Source organism: Candidatus Puniceispirillum marinum IMCC1322, from assembly GCF_000024465.1.
Lineage (GTDB): Bacteria > Pseudomonadota > Alphaproteobacteria > Puniceispirillales > Puniceispirillaceae > Puniceispirillum > Puniceispirillum marinum.
This window is the reverse complement of the sequence record NC_014010.1, coordinates 724,062-739,964: the sequence shown is the minus strand read 5'-3', so window position 1 is coordinate 739,964 and position 15,903 is coordinate 724,062. Positions and strand designations below refer to the sequence as shown.

Genomic DNA, 15,903 nt, shown 5'->3' with positions numbered 1-15,903 from the left:
AGTCATTCACTTTTTGTGGCGTTTGCTATTTCAGACTGCGACAGCGCTCCTAGATGTTTGAAACTGATTGTAAAATTGAGTTCATCGACGGTTTTGATGTCTCTGTCCTTGGTCGGGTCATGCTTGTAATTGACTGTTACGGTGATGCAATCCTGTACCCCGCCATTCCATATTAGAGTGGCACTTTTCTCGCCGCCTCTGGTTTTACTAACGGCAAAGGTGCCAGCACCATAGCCAAGCGATGCGCTGGTTTTTTCCTGTTTGGTTGTGCCGTATGACAAATCCCATATCTGGGTTGCGGATACATTCCAGCCATTATCAAAGCTGCGGATTGCATTCGCTGTTAGTTCTTCACGATCATCGCTGGAACTTGCAAAATAGGCCTTGTTCAGTTGGTTATGATCAAGTGACCAGTTTGTGATACCAACATTACCTGTGATTGTCGTTTTAGACTCATTAAGCGTAAAATCATGTGAAGATAGGCGCCCTGACCATGTGACTTTATAGGCGCCAGGTGGATCGATCGACGCGCTAGCAACATAATCGGAATAGATATCATCTGAATTGATGCTGAGCCCGGTAGTCCGCTGAGAAGACAGGCGCCTGCTTACACCGGCAAAGCCTGATATTTCTCCAAGTACGGCATCTTGTGTGATGGCTGATACGCCAACATCCATTCGGCTACCTGGTAAGATATAGTCTTTTCCCTGATAGCGGTTAAGCAGAAACAGATTAGCTTCATCAATTCGGTAATCAGCAGCATCCCTGTTTGGTATTTTATCTGTGTTATCTTCGCCCGCCACGTGAACCAGCTTGGCTTGCGGTTCGATAACAACCAAACGGTCAAGAATAGATGTTGCTAATGGCAGGCGATACCCCAAGGACATAATAGGGTTAACGGCAGTCACAGTGCCAGTTTTGGTTGTCGCGGTGGTAGGTTGGCTATGCAGGTTGTAAAAGCTACCAATTATATTAGCATCATAGCTGGCAATGCCATAAGTCATTGGGAAGTCTTCGGTTATTTGTGCCGTACCACTCCAGCGTGACATATCGTAACCCTGGTCATTATCCAGCTGGAAGGCCTGTATTTCAGTGCGCAAAACCTGATTTCTACGAAACCCGGCTTTAACCTCTTCATAATATATATTGGGAAGTAATGACGGTTCATTAGCCAGAGCCGTTTTTGTTTGAAGTGTCTGAATATCGTTGGCCTCGACCAGATAATAGCGCTCTGATTTAATCCTTTCAGCCACAATCTCTGACTTTAGCGACGTTGACTCATCAAAATTATAGCGGCGCATAAATGTATCTTGGCTAGCTCTATTCAGGCGCGCTCTTAACTTCCAGTCATCACCTAATGTCGATGTAAATAATCCATCAATAGCACCGACAGCTTCACGGTTTTTCTTATAAGTTTCAACTGAGGCGGTATAGATAGCTACGTTCAAATCGGAATTATCCCATTTCTGGCGATAGCGGGTTTTGACCGCTGTGCCACGATGCTGAAATCTGTATGGGGTGAATTCTATGTCACGCGTGTCGTCAATGACCTGATAATAAGGAATTGAAGCTGTAAATCCCAGATCCGAACTGATGACGAAGCTTGGCGTTAAAAAGCCTGACCGCCGCCGTACTGTCCAATCTGGATGCGCTAAATAAGGGAAATAGCCAACAGGAATATTCAGCACATGCATACGAACATTATTGTGACTGATTGTGTTGGTTTTTTCGGATCTTATTGTAGATGTTGTTCGTAAATCCCATATTGGCGTTTCACCATTTTCAAAATCACATTTACATGGTGTGAAACGCGCACTTTGGAAAACAGCTTTGTCGCCGACAGTTTGTTCCCCATTTTTTGATTTCATCGATGTACCGTCAGCAAATTTGGTGCTGAGTGTTTCAGCAACGATATGGGTGAATTCATTATCAACTTCCATAACAATCGCTTTGTGGCGTGTGCCGTCCGGCAATGTCATGACCACATTGCCGCGTGCGATGGCGCGATCATTTGGCTTGTTATAGGTGACTTCGTCGGCACGTAATGTCTTGCCAGCCTGCTTTAATACAACATTGCCAGTAGCATACATGCTACCATCTTCTTGGTTAACTTGCACCTTATCGGCTTCAAAGGCGATTGGATTATCGTCTGCCATAGCCGTGGCTGACATCAACGAAGTTGCGACAAAAACAAAGCTGAAAAACTTAAAAAACACGCGCATTTCTTATCCTTAGATATATACGTAACGATCTATGGCTAACGAGTTTTGTTGCCTATGTCCATGCAAAGTAGCTGTTGATCCATGTTAACAGAGGTTAACTCTCGCGTAAAAGTGCTAGCAGACGCAACGCGTCTGCATCTTGCGCCATTTGTTGAGCTGTAAAAGGAAAATCACGCCATGCCTTATGCTGTAGGGATTGGCGCATGTTATCGTCATCCAGTAATGTTTTAAAAGCGTTGCTGAATGTGATGATATTTGGATCATCAACAAGTAAAGCGCGGCCTTCGGCCACCTCTGGAATCCCGCCACGCCGCGTTGTTATAAGTGCACAACCAGCGGCCAATGATTCAAGGACAACTTTTGAAATTGGTTCGTTCCATAAAGATGGGCAGGCTGCAATTGCTGCCCGTGCCTGTAGCTTTTGCATATCTTTGATGGGAATGAAGCCCAGCATTTCAGCGCGGGATCCCAATGGCGCTATCACGGTAGCAACTTTATCTTCGTAACTACCGCGTTTGGCCTGCTCAAAACGTCGCGCGCCTGCAATGATTAGCCGCCATTCGGGAAAGTTTGGCAGAACCTGTGCAATGGCCTCGGCACATTCAAGAATGCCTTTTTCCGGAACCATGCGTCCAGCTAGCAATATGAAAGGTTCTTTTTTTGGTTGTTTCTGTATCCAGCGGTTCGTGCCATTTCTGGCCACACCAACAATATGCGCTTTTGGATGTTTGTCGCCTATACCATCAAGAAAACAATCGCGAATATAATTGGAAATGCAAATCACTGCCGCCATATGATCAAGTAAAAACCGGCGCTCAGCTATGGTTTTTGCCCCTTTCATAGTGCGAGGATCATTGTGCAGATAAAGCACTATATTCAAGTTTTTGTTTTTTCGTGCAAGATACCCCGCGACATGACAACGGCTATGGACTTCAACAATGTCTGGCATGGTCGTAGCGGCGATATGCTTTAAATAGGCATTTGCAAAACGAATATTTTGTCCTCGAAACAAGCTATGTTCTGGTTTAAGCCCAGTGAAATTGACATCGGAAAATGCGTTTTCGACGGCAGTACCATAGATATGGAATATGTCTGGCGTCGCACTGGCAATAGCAAGGTCACGAACAACACCGGCAATCGCCCCTGCATTATCGGGTGTAAAACGTTCCTTTGAAGGTAACAGCATATCAATGCGTGGTTTTTTTGATAGCGATGATAACGACAATAGTGTCTCTCAAAGGTGGTTGCAGGTAGGTCTGAGTTGGATATGAAGATATTAAATCTACATATGAACATTCTATTACATACCAGCAACTAAACAATATGCTATGACACATAAATAGATGTATTTTGGCGATTATATGGCTTGGGAATGCAACCGATGACGACGCAAAAGTCAGTTCTTGTGATTAAACACGGCGCTCTTGGTGATTTGATACAGGGTCTTGATGCCTATGCTAGTGTAAGGGCAGGCTTTCCGGATGCGCATATTGCATTGCTGACATCACCAGCCTTTGCGCCTTTAGTTGGCAAAATGCCGTGGTTTGATGAAATTATCGTTGATCAGCGTGCCTCATTTTTCAATCTTGTCGCAACGGTTACTGTGGCGCGTCATTTACGGCGAAAATGGCATGCGATCATTGATATGCAATGTAGCAAGCGTACAGCAAATTATCATCGTTTGTTTGTTGCCGCCTCAACTGACTGGTATGGTACGGCCACAGGCTGTTCACATCCGATGCCTGATTTTACAGGCGTCAATAATCAACAACGCATGCTGACTACTGCCAAAATGGCTGGTGGCGTCAATATCAAAGCCGATACGAGCTGGTTAAACGCTGATATCGCCCAATTTGGACTGCCAAAGCGCTTTGCTGTTTTAATCGCTGGTTGTTCACCAGCCAAGCCAAGTAAACGATGGCCTTCACATCATTTTGCCAGTCTGGCTAACACCCTTATGAAGCAAGGGTTTGCGGTTGTTTTGGCCGGGACAAATGCTGATCGTGAAGCGGTGGACGCGGTGCGTGGCAGCGCATCAGACAGCATAGATTTAGCAGGAAAAACCGATATTCCCATGTTAGCGGCTTTATGTTCCCAATCTAGTCTCGTGGTTGGCAATGATACGGGGCCTGTTTTTCTGGCTGCCCGAACAGGCACACCTACAGTTATGCTTCTTGGTGGTGATACTAATCCAGATATGTCTGCCCCTGTTGGGGCGCATTGTTCATGGATTCAAGACGTACCGATCAGTAATATTACGCCAGATATGGTGATTGACCGGCTAAGCTCGATGAAAGCGCTCTAAGATAATCTAAAAAGACGAGCCTGGCTGTTTCAGAAAGTCAATTTCTTCCTCGGTTGATGGCCGCCCCAAGATGGCATTGCGATGCGGAAAACGGCCAAACCTGGCAACGATATCACGATGCTTCACGGCAAATTCATGGGTTCGATCTGTAGTCAGTTCCTTGAACAAGGGAAGCGAGGCATCCTGAATGTGGATATCTTCACTATGCATCATTGGCATAAGCATGAAATGACGCCAATTCGCATCGGGATGATCCAGGTATCCGCGTTCTTTGCATCGTAAACTCAGCGCAAGGGCCATCTCGTCGCCAGCAAAAGCACGTGGTGTATCGCGGTAAACATTACGGGTAAATTGATCCAGAACAATGATCAGCGCAAGGCATCCCGCATCACTATCGGCCCAGCTGTCAAGACGACCAGCCATAGCATGGGCGATTGTTTTATCAAATTTGGCTTTTATGAGCGCGTCAAAATCATCATCTTTTTTAAACCAGTGTTCGGGGGTGATTTCGTGAAACCAAAAATTTATAACCTCATCATTTTCGGGCATTTTAGGCATGTTTAAAACCTCCCTATGTCAGGATTACTGTTTCCATCATAATATTTTACCTGGATTCATTAAATTCTTGGGATCTAATGCTGTTTTTATCGCGCGCATCGTATCCATGATTTCAGGACTTTTGACAGAGGCAAGCTGATCACGCTTGGTCTGACCTATGCCATGTTCTGCGCTGATGGAACCATTATATTTTGCGACATTTCGATAGAGCAATTCATAAAGATGTGGCACTTTTTCGTTAAAATCTGAATTGCTATTAGGCCCTTCGACCAGATTAAAATGCAAATTGCCATCACCCAAATGTCCGTAACCACAAATCCAGATTGTTGGATCAATCTCTTTGATACCTGCAACCATCTCGGCATAAAAAGGCGCTAGATCCGATTGTGACAACGAAACATCAGAACGGGCAACATTACCTGATAATTTATGGGATTCAGGCGCATTTTCACGAACATCCCATAAGGATTGACGTTGCGCATCACTGGTGGCGATTGTTGCGTCAATGACCAGCCCATCTTCAAAGGCGCTGGCCAGCACATCTTCAATGATTTGATTTAATGGTAATGACCCCGTTGCATCGACGTTACCGCTTGCTGGATTGGTGCTGGCAATTTCCATAAGCACATTCATGGCACCGCGTGTTTTTAGCGGTTGAGGAATATTGGGAAATTTGTCGAATAGAACATGCAAAATATCAGCCGGAATCAGCTCAAACGCTTCAACAGTGCCGCCTGATGCCGCTTGCAGACGATGCAACAAAGTTACAGCCGCCTCGACATCTCGCACTTCGGCAAAGGCGGTGCTTCGCGCCACCGGTAAAGGAAATAGACGCAAGGTGGCGGCAGTAATAATACCCAATGTGCCTTCTGATCCAATAAACAGATTTTTCAGGTCATATCCGGTATTATCTTTGCGCAGACCACCTAGCAAATCGATGACCTTGCCCCCCATTAATACAACTTCTAACCCCAAGGTGAGCTGACGGGCAGAACCATAACGAACAACATTTAGGCCGCCTGCATTTGTGCCCAGATTGCCCCCTATGGTGCAACTGCCTTTGGCGGCAAGGTTTAGGGGAAAATAGAGTCCTTTTTCTTCGGTGATGTCATGCAGATTTTGCAGAATACACCCAGCTTCAACCGTCATTGACATATTCTGCACATCAATGTCGCGTATCGTGTTCATACGGCGCAAAGATAATAAAATCGTATTACCTGTTGCGTCTGGTGTCGCGCCGCCCATAAAGCCCGTATTGCCCCCCTGCGGAACCACGACAATATTTTCGGATTCGGCAAAGGCCATAACCTGCGACACTTCATCCGTGGTTGCGGGCAGAACAACGGCATGCGCTTTGCCATGATAGCGGTCATGCCAATCAGACAAAAAGGGTGCCATTTCTGCAGCCGCATTCAATACGGATTTTGCGCCAACAATTTTGGTTAAACTGTCAATAATACTATTTGGCATATAGTTCTCTACATAATCTGAATAGTTAACGGGGCGCAGATGCGCGGCGCAGTCGGTCATTAATAGCTTCGCCCAGTTCATGATCGGGAATAGGGGCTATGGCAATATGCGTGGCATTCTGTTTGGCACCTAGCTTATCGGCTTTATGCAGTAAAGCAAACAGGTTGGCGGCAGCTTCGGTAAGATTTCCCGATAGGCTTAAGTTTAACGGTGCCTCGTGCATCTGGCTACCGAAACCGATGGCTATTTCGGTATCTTCTGCATTTGTTGCATTCATCCGAACGCCAAGCTGTGGCGCATAATGGCTAGCAAGCTGTCCGGGGCTTACAGGTCTTTTGTCATCATTACCTGCTATGGTTTGCTCCAATAACCTGTGGCCAGCCTGATTTAATACATCATTAACCGCATCACGAGTGATGCCGCCAGGGCGCAGAATAACCGGAATGTTGGCGCTACAGTCAATGATCGTTGACTCGAGGCCGCTTTCGCATGCTCCGCCATCAAGTATCAAATCAATTTGCCCGCCTAATCCATCGATAACATGGCTGACTGTGCTGGGGCTAATGCGGCCGGATGGATTGGCACTTGGTGCGGCAAGGGGGCCGCCAAAGCTGCTTAGAAGCTGGGTAGCCGCTTCATGCGATGGGACCCGGACTGCAATTTTGTCTAAACCGGCAGTTGTCAGCATGCTGACCTTGCAGTCTTTGGTTCGATCAAGGATCATGGTCATTGCGCCAGGCCAGAAATTGTAAGCCAGAATTTCGGCAATTGCGGTTTTTTTGCCAAGTGTGAAGGCCATGTCAATTGTTGCCACATGGCTGATAAGCGGATTAAAGGATGGCCGCCCCTTGGTTTTAAAAATGCCAGCCACAGCATGGTCATTGCAGGCGTCGCCGCCCAGCCCATATACCGTTTCAGTCGGAAACGCCACAAGCTGTCCGGCGCGCAATAAATCAACAGCGCGCGCCACACTATTTTCGGAGATTGAAAGGCATTCGGTCATGCCATTACATACATCATTGCATGCTGTGCGCCTAGCCTTAGGTTTGCGATAAGCTGGTTTGGGGGCAAGCGCCTCTTTGATTATGGACTTTGTTCTGGAAATGCCATCTATTAGATTTTTAGACTCTGGAATATCGATAGGGCACCCGCATGTGTGGACGTTTTACCAGCACCGCAACACCAGAAGAACTTATGCGGCTTTTTGGCGTGTCGATGCTAAAGAATATGCGCCCGCGATGGAATGTGGCACCCAGCCAGTCGGTTACAATCATCACGCGCGAAGGCTTACAAAATGAAGCTGTGACCGCAAAATGGGGGTTGCCGCCTGCCACCAGCAAGGCCAGCTTTTTGATTAATGCACGTATGGAAACGGTTACTGAAAAACCAACCTTTCGCGATGCGTTTCGCCTGTCGCGCTGTATTGTGCCATCAAGTGGTTGGTTTGAGTGGTCAGCCCCAAAAACCCCGTGGCATGTGCAGCTTCGTGATGGTGATGTTATGGGCTTTGCCGGCTTGACCTTCCAGCGCGGTGGTGATCTGCATTTTGTGATTATGACCAGCGCCGCGAACGAAAAGTTAAGTGAAATACATCACCGTCAACCACTTGTCATAGCCGCTGATGCCTGGAATCAATGGCTTGGTAGTGATCTTGAATTAGCCGCAAGACAGTGCAAGATTGCCCCATCGCACTTATTTAACTGGTACCGGGTTGCTGCTGATGTTGGCAATGTAGGCAATGATAATCCGGAACTCGTGACGCCGCTTTCGGCTGACGCGTTGTTACCAGCAAAGCCCGATCAGGCAGATTTGTTTGATTAGATATCGCTGATCGTGGCTTTGCGTACCACTATCCCGTAAAGGTGCCAAAGCACAAGCGCACCAGCCCCGCGATAAGGCCGCCAGGCCTCGCCCAAGGTTTCCATCTCAGGTGCCTTTGGTCGATGTGACAGTTTCTTCAGCCGCTTCATCCCTTCTTGAAGCGCAATATCGTTAACAGGCCAAGCATCCATATCGCCCAAAGCAAAAAGGCGGAAATTATCTGCTGTCCAGGCGCCTATGCCGCGAATTTGCACAAGCCGGTCTTGCACTGCCTGTCCATCCAAAGTGGCCAATTCATGCAGATCAATTCGTTTGGATACGATTTCGTCAGCGATACCGATGATATATTCGGCTTTGCGGCGCGACAAGCCAAGTTCGGCAAGATCATCAGGTGATTTTGTTGCAATGACATCTACTTCGCTAACGCCATTTGCTTCCATTCTATTCCAGATTGATGTGGCAGCTGCGCGCGAAATCTGTTGTCCGACGATCGCGCGCGCCAAGGTATCGAAATTGGCAGGAAGCGATCTATCAGGTGGTGGTCCATACTGCTTTATGACATCAGCAACATCTGCGTCAATCGCGCTCAGCTGATCAATGGCGCCGCCAGACGCAAGCAGTATGGTTTTCATGTCAATTAACAAGTCATTTGTCATATCACGTAAGGTATAATTTGATTAAACTATAAGGAACGCTAGGATTTTAACTGAAAACAGAGGAGACGATCAATGCGTATCTGGGATTTACCGCTAAGACTGTTTCACTGGGGATTGGCCATATCCGTAATTGGCGCGATCATGTCTGCAAAGATTGGGGTGCTTGTTGTGCATGAACGATTTGGACTTGCTGTCATGGCGCTTGTTGGATGGCGTATTATATGGGGTTTTGTTGGTGGCCATCATGCACGCTTTGCCAATTTTTTACGTGGACCTGTTACCGTTATACAATGGTTGCGTGGAGAAATTGCAGGGCGGCACAAAGTCCGTGGTGCGGGGCATAGTCCGCTTGCTGGTTATGCTGTTTTGGCACTTTTGATGATTACATGGTTTATGGCTTTCAGCGGCTCCATTTCAACTGACGGCATCCTGTTTGACGGGCCATTGGCTCACCTTCTGCCTGCCTATAGCAAGACAGCCAGTTCAATTCATCATTTGGGTGAAAAAGTATTATTTCTTATTTTGTTTCTGCATATTGCAGCTATTCTTGTTTATAAATTTATCAAAAAACGTGGCTTGACCATGGCGATGATCAAAGGGCGGGCAACTGATCTTCCGGACACCATAGAAGGAGCCGATGGATCGATTTCCCGTAACCGCACAATCTTTGGTGTTTTTTTGATGCTGATCATGGTCGCTGGTGCGCAGATGTTGACCCTATTACGTCCTGCATTTTTCTAGAGTCCAGTAGATTTTATTGGTGTGTTGTCTATGAATAATATATCACTGTTATATTATTTAGCTATTGTTTTTGCCGCCTAGTTTCTGTGCTCGCCTGAGCCGAATGCGGGGTCGGTAAAACTGGGATTCCTTGTGACTTCATCAATTTCGTTATCTGTATCGCGCCCATTTTTGGGATTGCTTCTTAGCTTCATAGCCGTATTACTTGGTCTTGTAACGGGTATTCTTATTAAGAAAACCGCCTTAGATGTTGGCATTGTAACCACATTATTCTATCGGTTTCTGTTCTCAATTCCGTTGTTATGTATCTATGCGTTATATGTGCGTGGTGGACAGTTCCTTCAGATAAACCAGACCAAGACTTTGGCTTTGCGGATTATTTTTGGCGGCTCTGGCATAATTTTCTGGTTCTTGTCGATACGAAATATGCCTTTTGGCCAGGCAACAGCGCTATTTCAAAGTGCGGTGATTTTTGTAACCATTTTTTCGCCACTGATGCTTGGCGAGAGAATAGGTATATATCGTTGGTCAGCGGTGATTGCTGGTCTGTCTGGTGTTTTCATTGTAACTGATCCATTCGCTGGTGCGCTTTCCCTTTATGCGCTATTTGGTGTTTGTGCTGCAATGTCGGGGGCGGCGTTATCAATTGTCTTACGGCGCCTTGGTCGTGGCGATGCACCAGCCAGCGTTGCCCTATGGTATAATGGGTCAGGCACAATTGTGGTGGGGCTTGTTGTTTTCATGATGCCGGAATTGCTTGATCCGGTTGGTGGGCAATTATTGTATGATTTGATCTTACTTGGTGTCATTGGTTCGGCATTACAAATATGCTTTACAAGCGCCTATCAATACTCGGATGCGGTGGTTGTATCATCTATTCGTTATTTGCAAATTCCGCTTTCGGGAATGGCAGGTTATCTGATGTTTGCCGAGGTCATGAATATGACGCAGATCATTGGTGTTATAATCATCATATCAAGTTGTTTGGTGATCGCATGGCGCGAATTTGTCCGTAATCGTGAAACCACAATTGCGCCGGAATGACCTTAAATAAGGGGCTGGTGTAAAGCCTGTTGCAAAAGCATCCTGATATTCTATAACGGGCATCTGATTATTTTATAGGTCCCTTAGGAGGCTCTGATGCCAACACGTCTTATTCGTATTATGGGCGAGTCCGATATTGTCGATATCGATATGGATGCCAGCACGGATGCCGGATTGCCGCTATTGATGGGTTTGGTTGCTGAAGATCGCGTCAATATTCTGGGACATTGGATGGATCAGGATCGTGGCGAAAAGCTGGCGGCTGATCCAGCGCATCTTGCGGCGATGACGTTAATTGCCAAGGACCATGTCGAAAATCACGCGATTGCCAAACAATTTGATGTGGGCGCCAATTTCATTGTTGTGACTGTCCTGCGTGAGAAATGGCCAGTTGGTTCCAAAGCAAAATTTCAGACCATCGCCAACCGGGTTAGTGCTGAACATACCTATGTGATACATCCATGTGGCGCGGCTAAAATTGAAAATCTTGATGATGATGATCTGCTCAAGCAATCAGAGACCAACCAGCTTGCCTTTGCCCTGCCATTTTTCAAAAAAAACCGCCGGCGCTTTGCCAATAGCAGCGCTGTTCAGGGGCTCATCAAGCAGGGTTTCGCTAGCTAAACACGTTCGATAATCAGCGCCCCTATGTTTATAAGCCGCAACCTGTGCAAGCACTATGGTATCTGAGGTTTCCACCGCCGAACGTGCCAATGGCACTAGGCTATGCGCTAATCATATAATTGGCTGAGCTGATGGCGTGGTTAATACTAGCTCTTTAATTCGGCAATATGTTTGAAAAAGTCCAACGCTTCGGCATTTGCCAAGGCCGATGTGTTTTTTACATCACGCCCATGAATGATGTCACGCACCGCAAGTTCGGTTATCTTGCCGGATCTTGTGCGCGGTATATCTGGCACAGCCGCGATAACAGCCGGAACATGGCGCGGGGTAGCACCCTTGCGGATAGCTGCCTTTAAATCAGCTTTGATTTTATCTGATAGAGCGCACCCATCAGCCATCTTAACAAACAGGATCACGCGAACATCATTATCCCAATTCTGGCCGATGACAAGAGCTTCGATAACTTCGGGAAAGGCTTCAACCTGACGATAAATTTCGGCAGTGCCGATACGAACACCACCCGGATTAAGCGTCGCATCTGATCGTCCATGAATGACAATGCCGCCACGCTCGTTCAATGTTGCCCAGTCGCCATGTCGCCATAGTCCCGGAAAATGTTCAAAATAGGCAGCTTTGTATTTGCTTTCATCCGGATCGTTCCAGAACATTACCGGCATCGATGGGAAGGGGGCGCAACAGCATAATTCGCCTTGCTTGCCGCGCACAGGCATTCCGTCATCATCAAGAACGTCAACAGCCATGCCAAGACCACGTGTCTGAATTTCGCCTGCATAAACAGGTTGAGATGGTGCGCCAAGGACAAAACAGGACACAATGTCCGTTCCTCCCGAAATTGAGCACAGCTGCACATTATCTTTGATTGATTTGTAAACAAAATCAAAGCCATCAGAAGATAGCGGTGAGCCTGTCGATAAAAGGCTGCGAAGTGCACTTAGATCAACTGATTGCCTGGGATGGTATCCGGCATTAGAGACAGCGTCGATATATTTGGCCGATGTGCCAAATAGGCTCAGTTTCTCGGTCTCGGCAATTTGCCACAGGCGTTCAGGGCCGGGGAAGAATGGATTGCCCTCATAAAGTACAATTGTTGCTTTCATCATTAAGGCTGAAACAAGCCAGTTCCACATCATCCAGCCACAAGTGGTGAAATAGAAAACATTGTCGCCTGCTTTGACATTGCTGTGCAGACGATGTTCCTTGATATGCTGTAACATCGTGCCACCAGTGCCGTGCACAATACATTTTGGCGCGCCAGTTGTGCCGCTTGAATACAGAATATATAGCGGATCATTAAAGGCGATTTGTGTAAAATCGGTGACTGGCGTGGTACCCAGCGCCTCGGCGAATAGCGTGGCATTTGCAAGGCCTGATAAATCGGGTGTTTCGTTCAGATAGGGAATGATCAAAATTTTGCTGACTGACGATACCGTGGCCACCAGATCCGCAATAATCGGTAAACGGTCTATGTGTTTACCTGCATAATGATATCCATCACATGCAAGTAGGATTTTTGGCTCGATCTGGCCAAAGCGATCACGCACGCCATCAAGACCAAAATCAGGCGAACAGCTTGAAAAAACCGCACCAATCGTCGCTGATGCCAGCATCATGATGATCGTTTCAGGAACGTTCGGTGCATAGGCGGCGACGCGGTCTCCCTTTTTAACGCCAGCTTGCTGTAACCATCCAGCCAATGACATGACGTTATCATATAGCTCTTGACGGGTGAGGCGCTGGTGTCGGCCATCCTCACCATAGGCGCTGATAGCGATGGTATCATCCGCGTCGCGTATCATATTTTCGGCAAAATTGATTTTGGCATCCGGAAAAAATTTTGCCCCTGGCATCTGGCCGGCATCGATCAGAACACGATCACCTTTACGACCAATGACGCCATGCCAGTCCCATAATGCCGACCAGAATTGTTCGCTATTATCGATAGACCATTGCCATAGCTTCTGGAAATCTTGATCACCGTCATAAGCATTGTTTTGCGTCAGATAGGCAATGAATTTGCTGATCTCGGCATCTTCTAAAAAGGCCTGGTCAGGACGCCATAAAAGCTGGTCATGTGATGTGGATAAGGTTGGCATCATGTAAATATCCAAGTAAAAATATGTCTAGCATCTATGGGGCTAGTCACCCTATCATAATAATGATGCGGTGCAATCTTCAGCATGAAAATCCCTTTTTAAGAAAATTGGAAAATTGTTTTCTTTTTTATGCAAAAACAATGCCTTGCCTAGTTTCTGGTGCATTTGATCCTAAAAAATAAGACCTCTAGATAGTAGCCAATATTAAATGTTTTGTTTAAACGTTAACAAATAGTTAAATTATGTTAACGTTTACCAATTGCCATTATGCAAACCGGAGCAAGCAGAATAATGAACCAGCATCTCAAAGAGCTGATAAGAGATCAGGTTGCACCTCTGATTGAAAGTGCATTTCCCCCATTGAACAAGCCCCTTCTTGAAGTAGCGAAAAGCCGCTGGATGACCTCGGATAAGAGCAATCTCATAACACAGCTTGAGCTAATGCATTCGGGCAATAAAGGGCTACTTTATTGTTGTGCCTCGCGTGATGGAACGGGCCCTCTTAAAGCTTCATTCCTGACCATGCTTTTACTTGAGGATACGATAGCAACAAGCAGTTCACCATTTGGCATTTGTTCGGGTGAAGCCTCAATTACGGTTTACCGCTTTGTGGATCTCAGCGATGCGACAAGCGCGTCATTGGCAACTATGATTAATAATTTTCACAATATGGCGGCGGTTATTTTGCTTGATTATGTTGATGATACCGAATTTACCGACGTCATTAGCGAACTTGATTTTGCTTGAGCAATCATCATCACCTATTGCATCTCTGCGCTTTGACCCATATGTGTGTTTAATGTCAGGTGCCTGTCTGTGAAACGGGTACTGTCTTTTCTACAGACATGAAGCGGGACAAAATGGAATATATGTATGATTTGGTGGTTATCGGCGCTGGCTCTGGCGGTGTCCGGGCGGCCAGAATTTCAGCAACTCATGGTGCCAAGGTTGCGGTGATCGAAGGCGACCGGCCGGGTGGCACCTGTGTGATCCGGGGCTGTGTGCCAAAAAAGCTACTTATGTATGGATCGATGTTTTCTGCCGATGTCGAAGATGCACGCGGTTTTGGCTGGCATATTGAGACGCCAACACATGATTGGGCACATCTGATTACCGCGAAGAATACCGAACTAAACCGGCTTGAGTCGATCTATGTATCTTTGCTTGAGAATGCTGGTGCTACATTACTTCGTGGCTTTGCCAAGGTTACTGGCCCGCATAGCGTTACCGTGAATGATCAGGATATCACCGCCAAAACCATCCTGGTGGCTGTTGGTGGCCTGCCGCAGATAATCGATGTGCCTGGCATGAATGAGCATGCGATAACCTCGAACGAGGCGCTTGATCTAGATGATTTTCCGTCTGAAATTTTGATTTATGGTGGTGGCTATATTGCGCTTGAATTTGCGGGTATTTTCAATGGCTATGGGGCGAAAACACATCTTGTCTATCGGGGTGATTTGCCTTTGCGCGGCTTTGATGAAGATGTGCGCCGGCATATTGCTGTAGCGATGCAGGATCGCGGTATTATCTTGCACCCGGGAACGACCGTTGATGCGCTTGCGTCTGACAATGGCAGAAAAATTGCCAGTCTCAGTGATGGTTCAACCATTCATGTTGACCAGGTGATGGCCGCGACTGGACGCAAGCCCAATACCAGCCAGCTAGGTCTCGAGCAGGTTGGTGTCGATATGGGGCGCAATGGTGAAGTGCTGGTGGATGCTTATTCGCGTACATCCATACCCAGCATCTATGCCGTTGGTGATGTCACTGATCGGGTGAATCTGACGCCTGTTGCCATCAATGAAGGCCATGCTTTTGCTGATACCTTATATGGTAACAAACCACGCACCATCAGCCATGAAAACATTGCCTCGGCTGTGTTTAGCCAGCCGCCAATAGCCACTGTCGGTTTAACCGAACCCGAAGCCACGGCAAAATATGCCAAAATCCGAGTTTATGAAAGTCAGTTCAGGGCGATGAAAAACACCATTTCGGGACGCGGTGAAAAAACCTATATGAAACTGATTGTCGATGATGTCAGTGACAAGGTTGTTGGTGCCCATATGATGGGGCCGGATTGCGGGGAAATTATGCAGGGTGTGGGGATTGCCGTCAAAGCTGGCGCTACAAAGGCTGACTTTGACGCCACCATTGGTATTCACCCCACATCAGCCGAAGAATTTGTGACCATGCGTTCACCGCGTGATTAGCCTGTTTTCCGAGTTGGATGCTTCATCGCCTATCTGTGGCAAGGCCAGCTCATAGTCATTGCTACATGGCGAAAAAGCTTGAATTTTTGGCACAGATACGCATGATTGGGCTTGTTCAAACATCAAAAATGCACT

At 46.9% G+C, this 15,903-nt stretch carries 14 protein-coding genes; 7 read left to right on the top strand and 7 right to left on the bottom strand.

The window, feature by feature from the left end; genetic code table 11:
- Positions 1–2: 2 nt before the first annotated feature.
- The gene (locus SAR116_RS03585; RefSeq protein WP_013045568.1) at positions 3–2,222 is read right to left on the bottom strand and encodes an LPS-assembly protein LptD; all 2,220 of its coding nucleotides are present in this window, start codon (positions 2,220–2,222) and stop codon (positions 3–5) included.
- 94 nt (positions 2,223–2,316) lie between these two features.
- Entirely contained in the window at positions 2,317–3,447 is a 1,131-nt protein-coding gene (locus SAR116_RS03580; protein WP_041860742.1) for a glycosyltransferase family 4 protein, read from the bottom strand.
- 156 nt (positions 3,448–3,603) lie between these two features.
- Here SAR116_RS03580 and SAR116_RS03575 point away from each other — a divergent pair, with 156 nt between their 5' ends.
- Positions 3,604–4,527 carry a glycosyltransferase family 9 protein gene (locus SAR116_RS03575; protein ID WP_013045566.1) on the top strand — a complete coding sequence of 308 codons (924 nt, stop codon included), beginning with the start codon at positions 3,604–3,606 and terminating at the stop codon, positions 4,525–4,527.
- 6 nt (positions 4,528–4,533) lie between these two features.
- On the opposite strand, the gene SAR116_RS03570 is transcribed toward SAR116_RS03575, so the two are convergent.
- Genes SAR116_RS03570 through SAR116_RS03560 form a run of 3 tightly spaced genes read right to left on the bottom strand, consistent with a single transcriptional unit; the run spans position 4,534 to position 7,558 of the window.
- Complete coding sequence (locus tag SAR116_RS03570; RefSeq protein ID WP_013045565.1) at positions 4,534–5,085, bottom strand: DUF924 family protein; 552 nt, start codon at positions 5,083–5,085, stop codon at positions 4,534–4,536.
- A 36-nt stretch (positions 5,086–5,121) separates the two neighbouring features.
- Positions 5,122–6,555, bottom strand: a complete 1,434-nt coding sequence (locus tag SAR116_RS03565; protein ID WP_041861120.1) for an FAD-binding oxidoreductase — start codon at positions 6,553–6,555, stop codon at positions 5,122–5,124.
- Positions 6,556–6,580: 25 nt separating this feature from the next.
- Positions 6,581–7,558 carry an L-threonylcarbamoyladenylate synthase gene (locus SAR116_RS03560; protein WP_013045563.1) on the bottom strand — a complete coding sequence of 326 codons (978 nt, stop codon included), beginning with the start codon at positions 7,556–7,558 and terminating at the stop codon, positions 6,581–6,583.
- A gap of 149 nt (positions 7,559–7,707) precedes the next feature.
- On the opposite strand from SAR116_RS03560, the gene SAR116_RS03555 reads away from it, so the two are divergent.
- Positions 7,708–8,376, top strand: a complete 669-nt coding sequence (locus SAR116_RS03555; RefSeq protein ID WP_013045562.1) for an SOS response-associated peptidase — start codon at positions 7,708–7,710, stop codon at positions 8,374–8,376.
- Here SAR116_RS03555 and SAR116_RS03550 read toward each other — a convergent pair.
- Positions 8,373–9,008 carry a DNA-3-methyladenine glycosylase family protein gene (locus SAR116_RS03550; RefSeq protein ID WP_190275468.1) on the bottom strand — a complete coding sequence of 212 codons (636 nt, stop codon included), beginning with the start codon at positions 9,006–9,008 and terminating at the stop codon, positions 8,373–8,375. The two genes, SAR116_RS03555 and SAR116_RS03550, sit on opposite strands and share 4 nt — an antisense overlap.
- A gap of 96 nt (positions 9,009–9,104) precedes the next feature.
- Here SAR116_RS03550 and SAR116_RS03545 point away from each other — a divergent pair, with 96 nt between their 5' ends.
- The 3 genes from SAR116_RS03545 (at position 9,105) to SAR116_RS03535 (ending at position 11,441) form a co-directional block, all read left to right on the top strand.
- A complete protein-coding gene (locus SAR116_RS03545) occupies positions 9,105–9,773 on the top strand; it encodes a cytochrome b/b6 domain-containing protein (protein WP_013045560.1) in 669 nt (222 codons plus the stop codon).
- Positions 9,774–9,905: 132 nt separating this feature from the next.
- Positions 9,906–10,817 carry a DMT family transporter gene (locus SAR116_RS03540; RefSeq protein WP_013045559.1) on the top strand — a complete coding sequence of 304 codons (912 nt, stop codon included), beginning with the start codon at positions 9,906–9,908 and terminating at the stop codon, positions 10,815–10,817.
- 96 nt (positions 10,818–10,913) lie between these two features.
- Positions 10,914–11,441 carry a hypothetical protein gene (locus SAR116_RS03535; RefSeq protein ID WP_013045558.1) on the top strand — a complete coding sequence of 176 codons (528 nt, stop codon included), beginning with the start codon at positions 10,914–10,916 and terminating at the stop codon, positions 11,439–11,441.
- 146 nt (positions 11,442–11,587) lie between these two features.
- On the opposite strand, the gene SAR116_RS03530 is transcribed toward SAR116_RS03535, so the two are convergent.
- Complete coding sequence (locus tag SAR116_RS03530) at positions 11,588–13,558, bottom strand: acetoacetate--CoA ligase (protein ID WP_013045557.1); 1,971 nt, start codon at positions 13,556–13,558, stop codon at positions 11,588–11,590.
- 288 nt (positions 13,559–13,846) lie between these two features.
- Here SAR116_RS03530 and SAR116_RS03525 point away from each other — a divergent pair, with 288 nt between their 5' ends.
- Entirely contained in the window at positions 13,847–14,302 is a 456-nt protein-coding gene (locus SAR116_RS03525; protein WP_013045556.1) for a hypothetical protein, read from the top strand.
- 113 nt (positions 14,303–14,415) lie between these two features.
- Positions 14,416–15,768: a glutathione-disulfide reductase gene (gene gor / locus SAR116_RS03520; protein WP_013045555.1), complete on the top strand. Its 1,353-nt coding sequence runs from the start codon at positions 14,416–14,418 to the stop codon at positions 15,766–15,768.
- Positions 15,769–15,903: the final 135 nt, after the last annotated feature.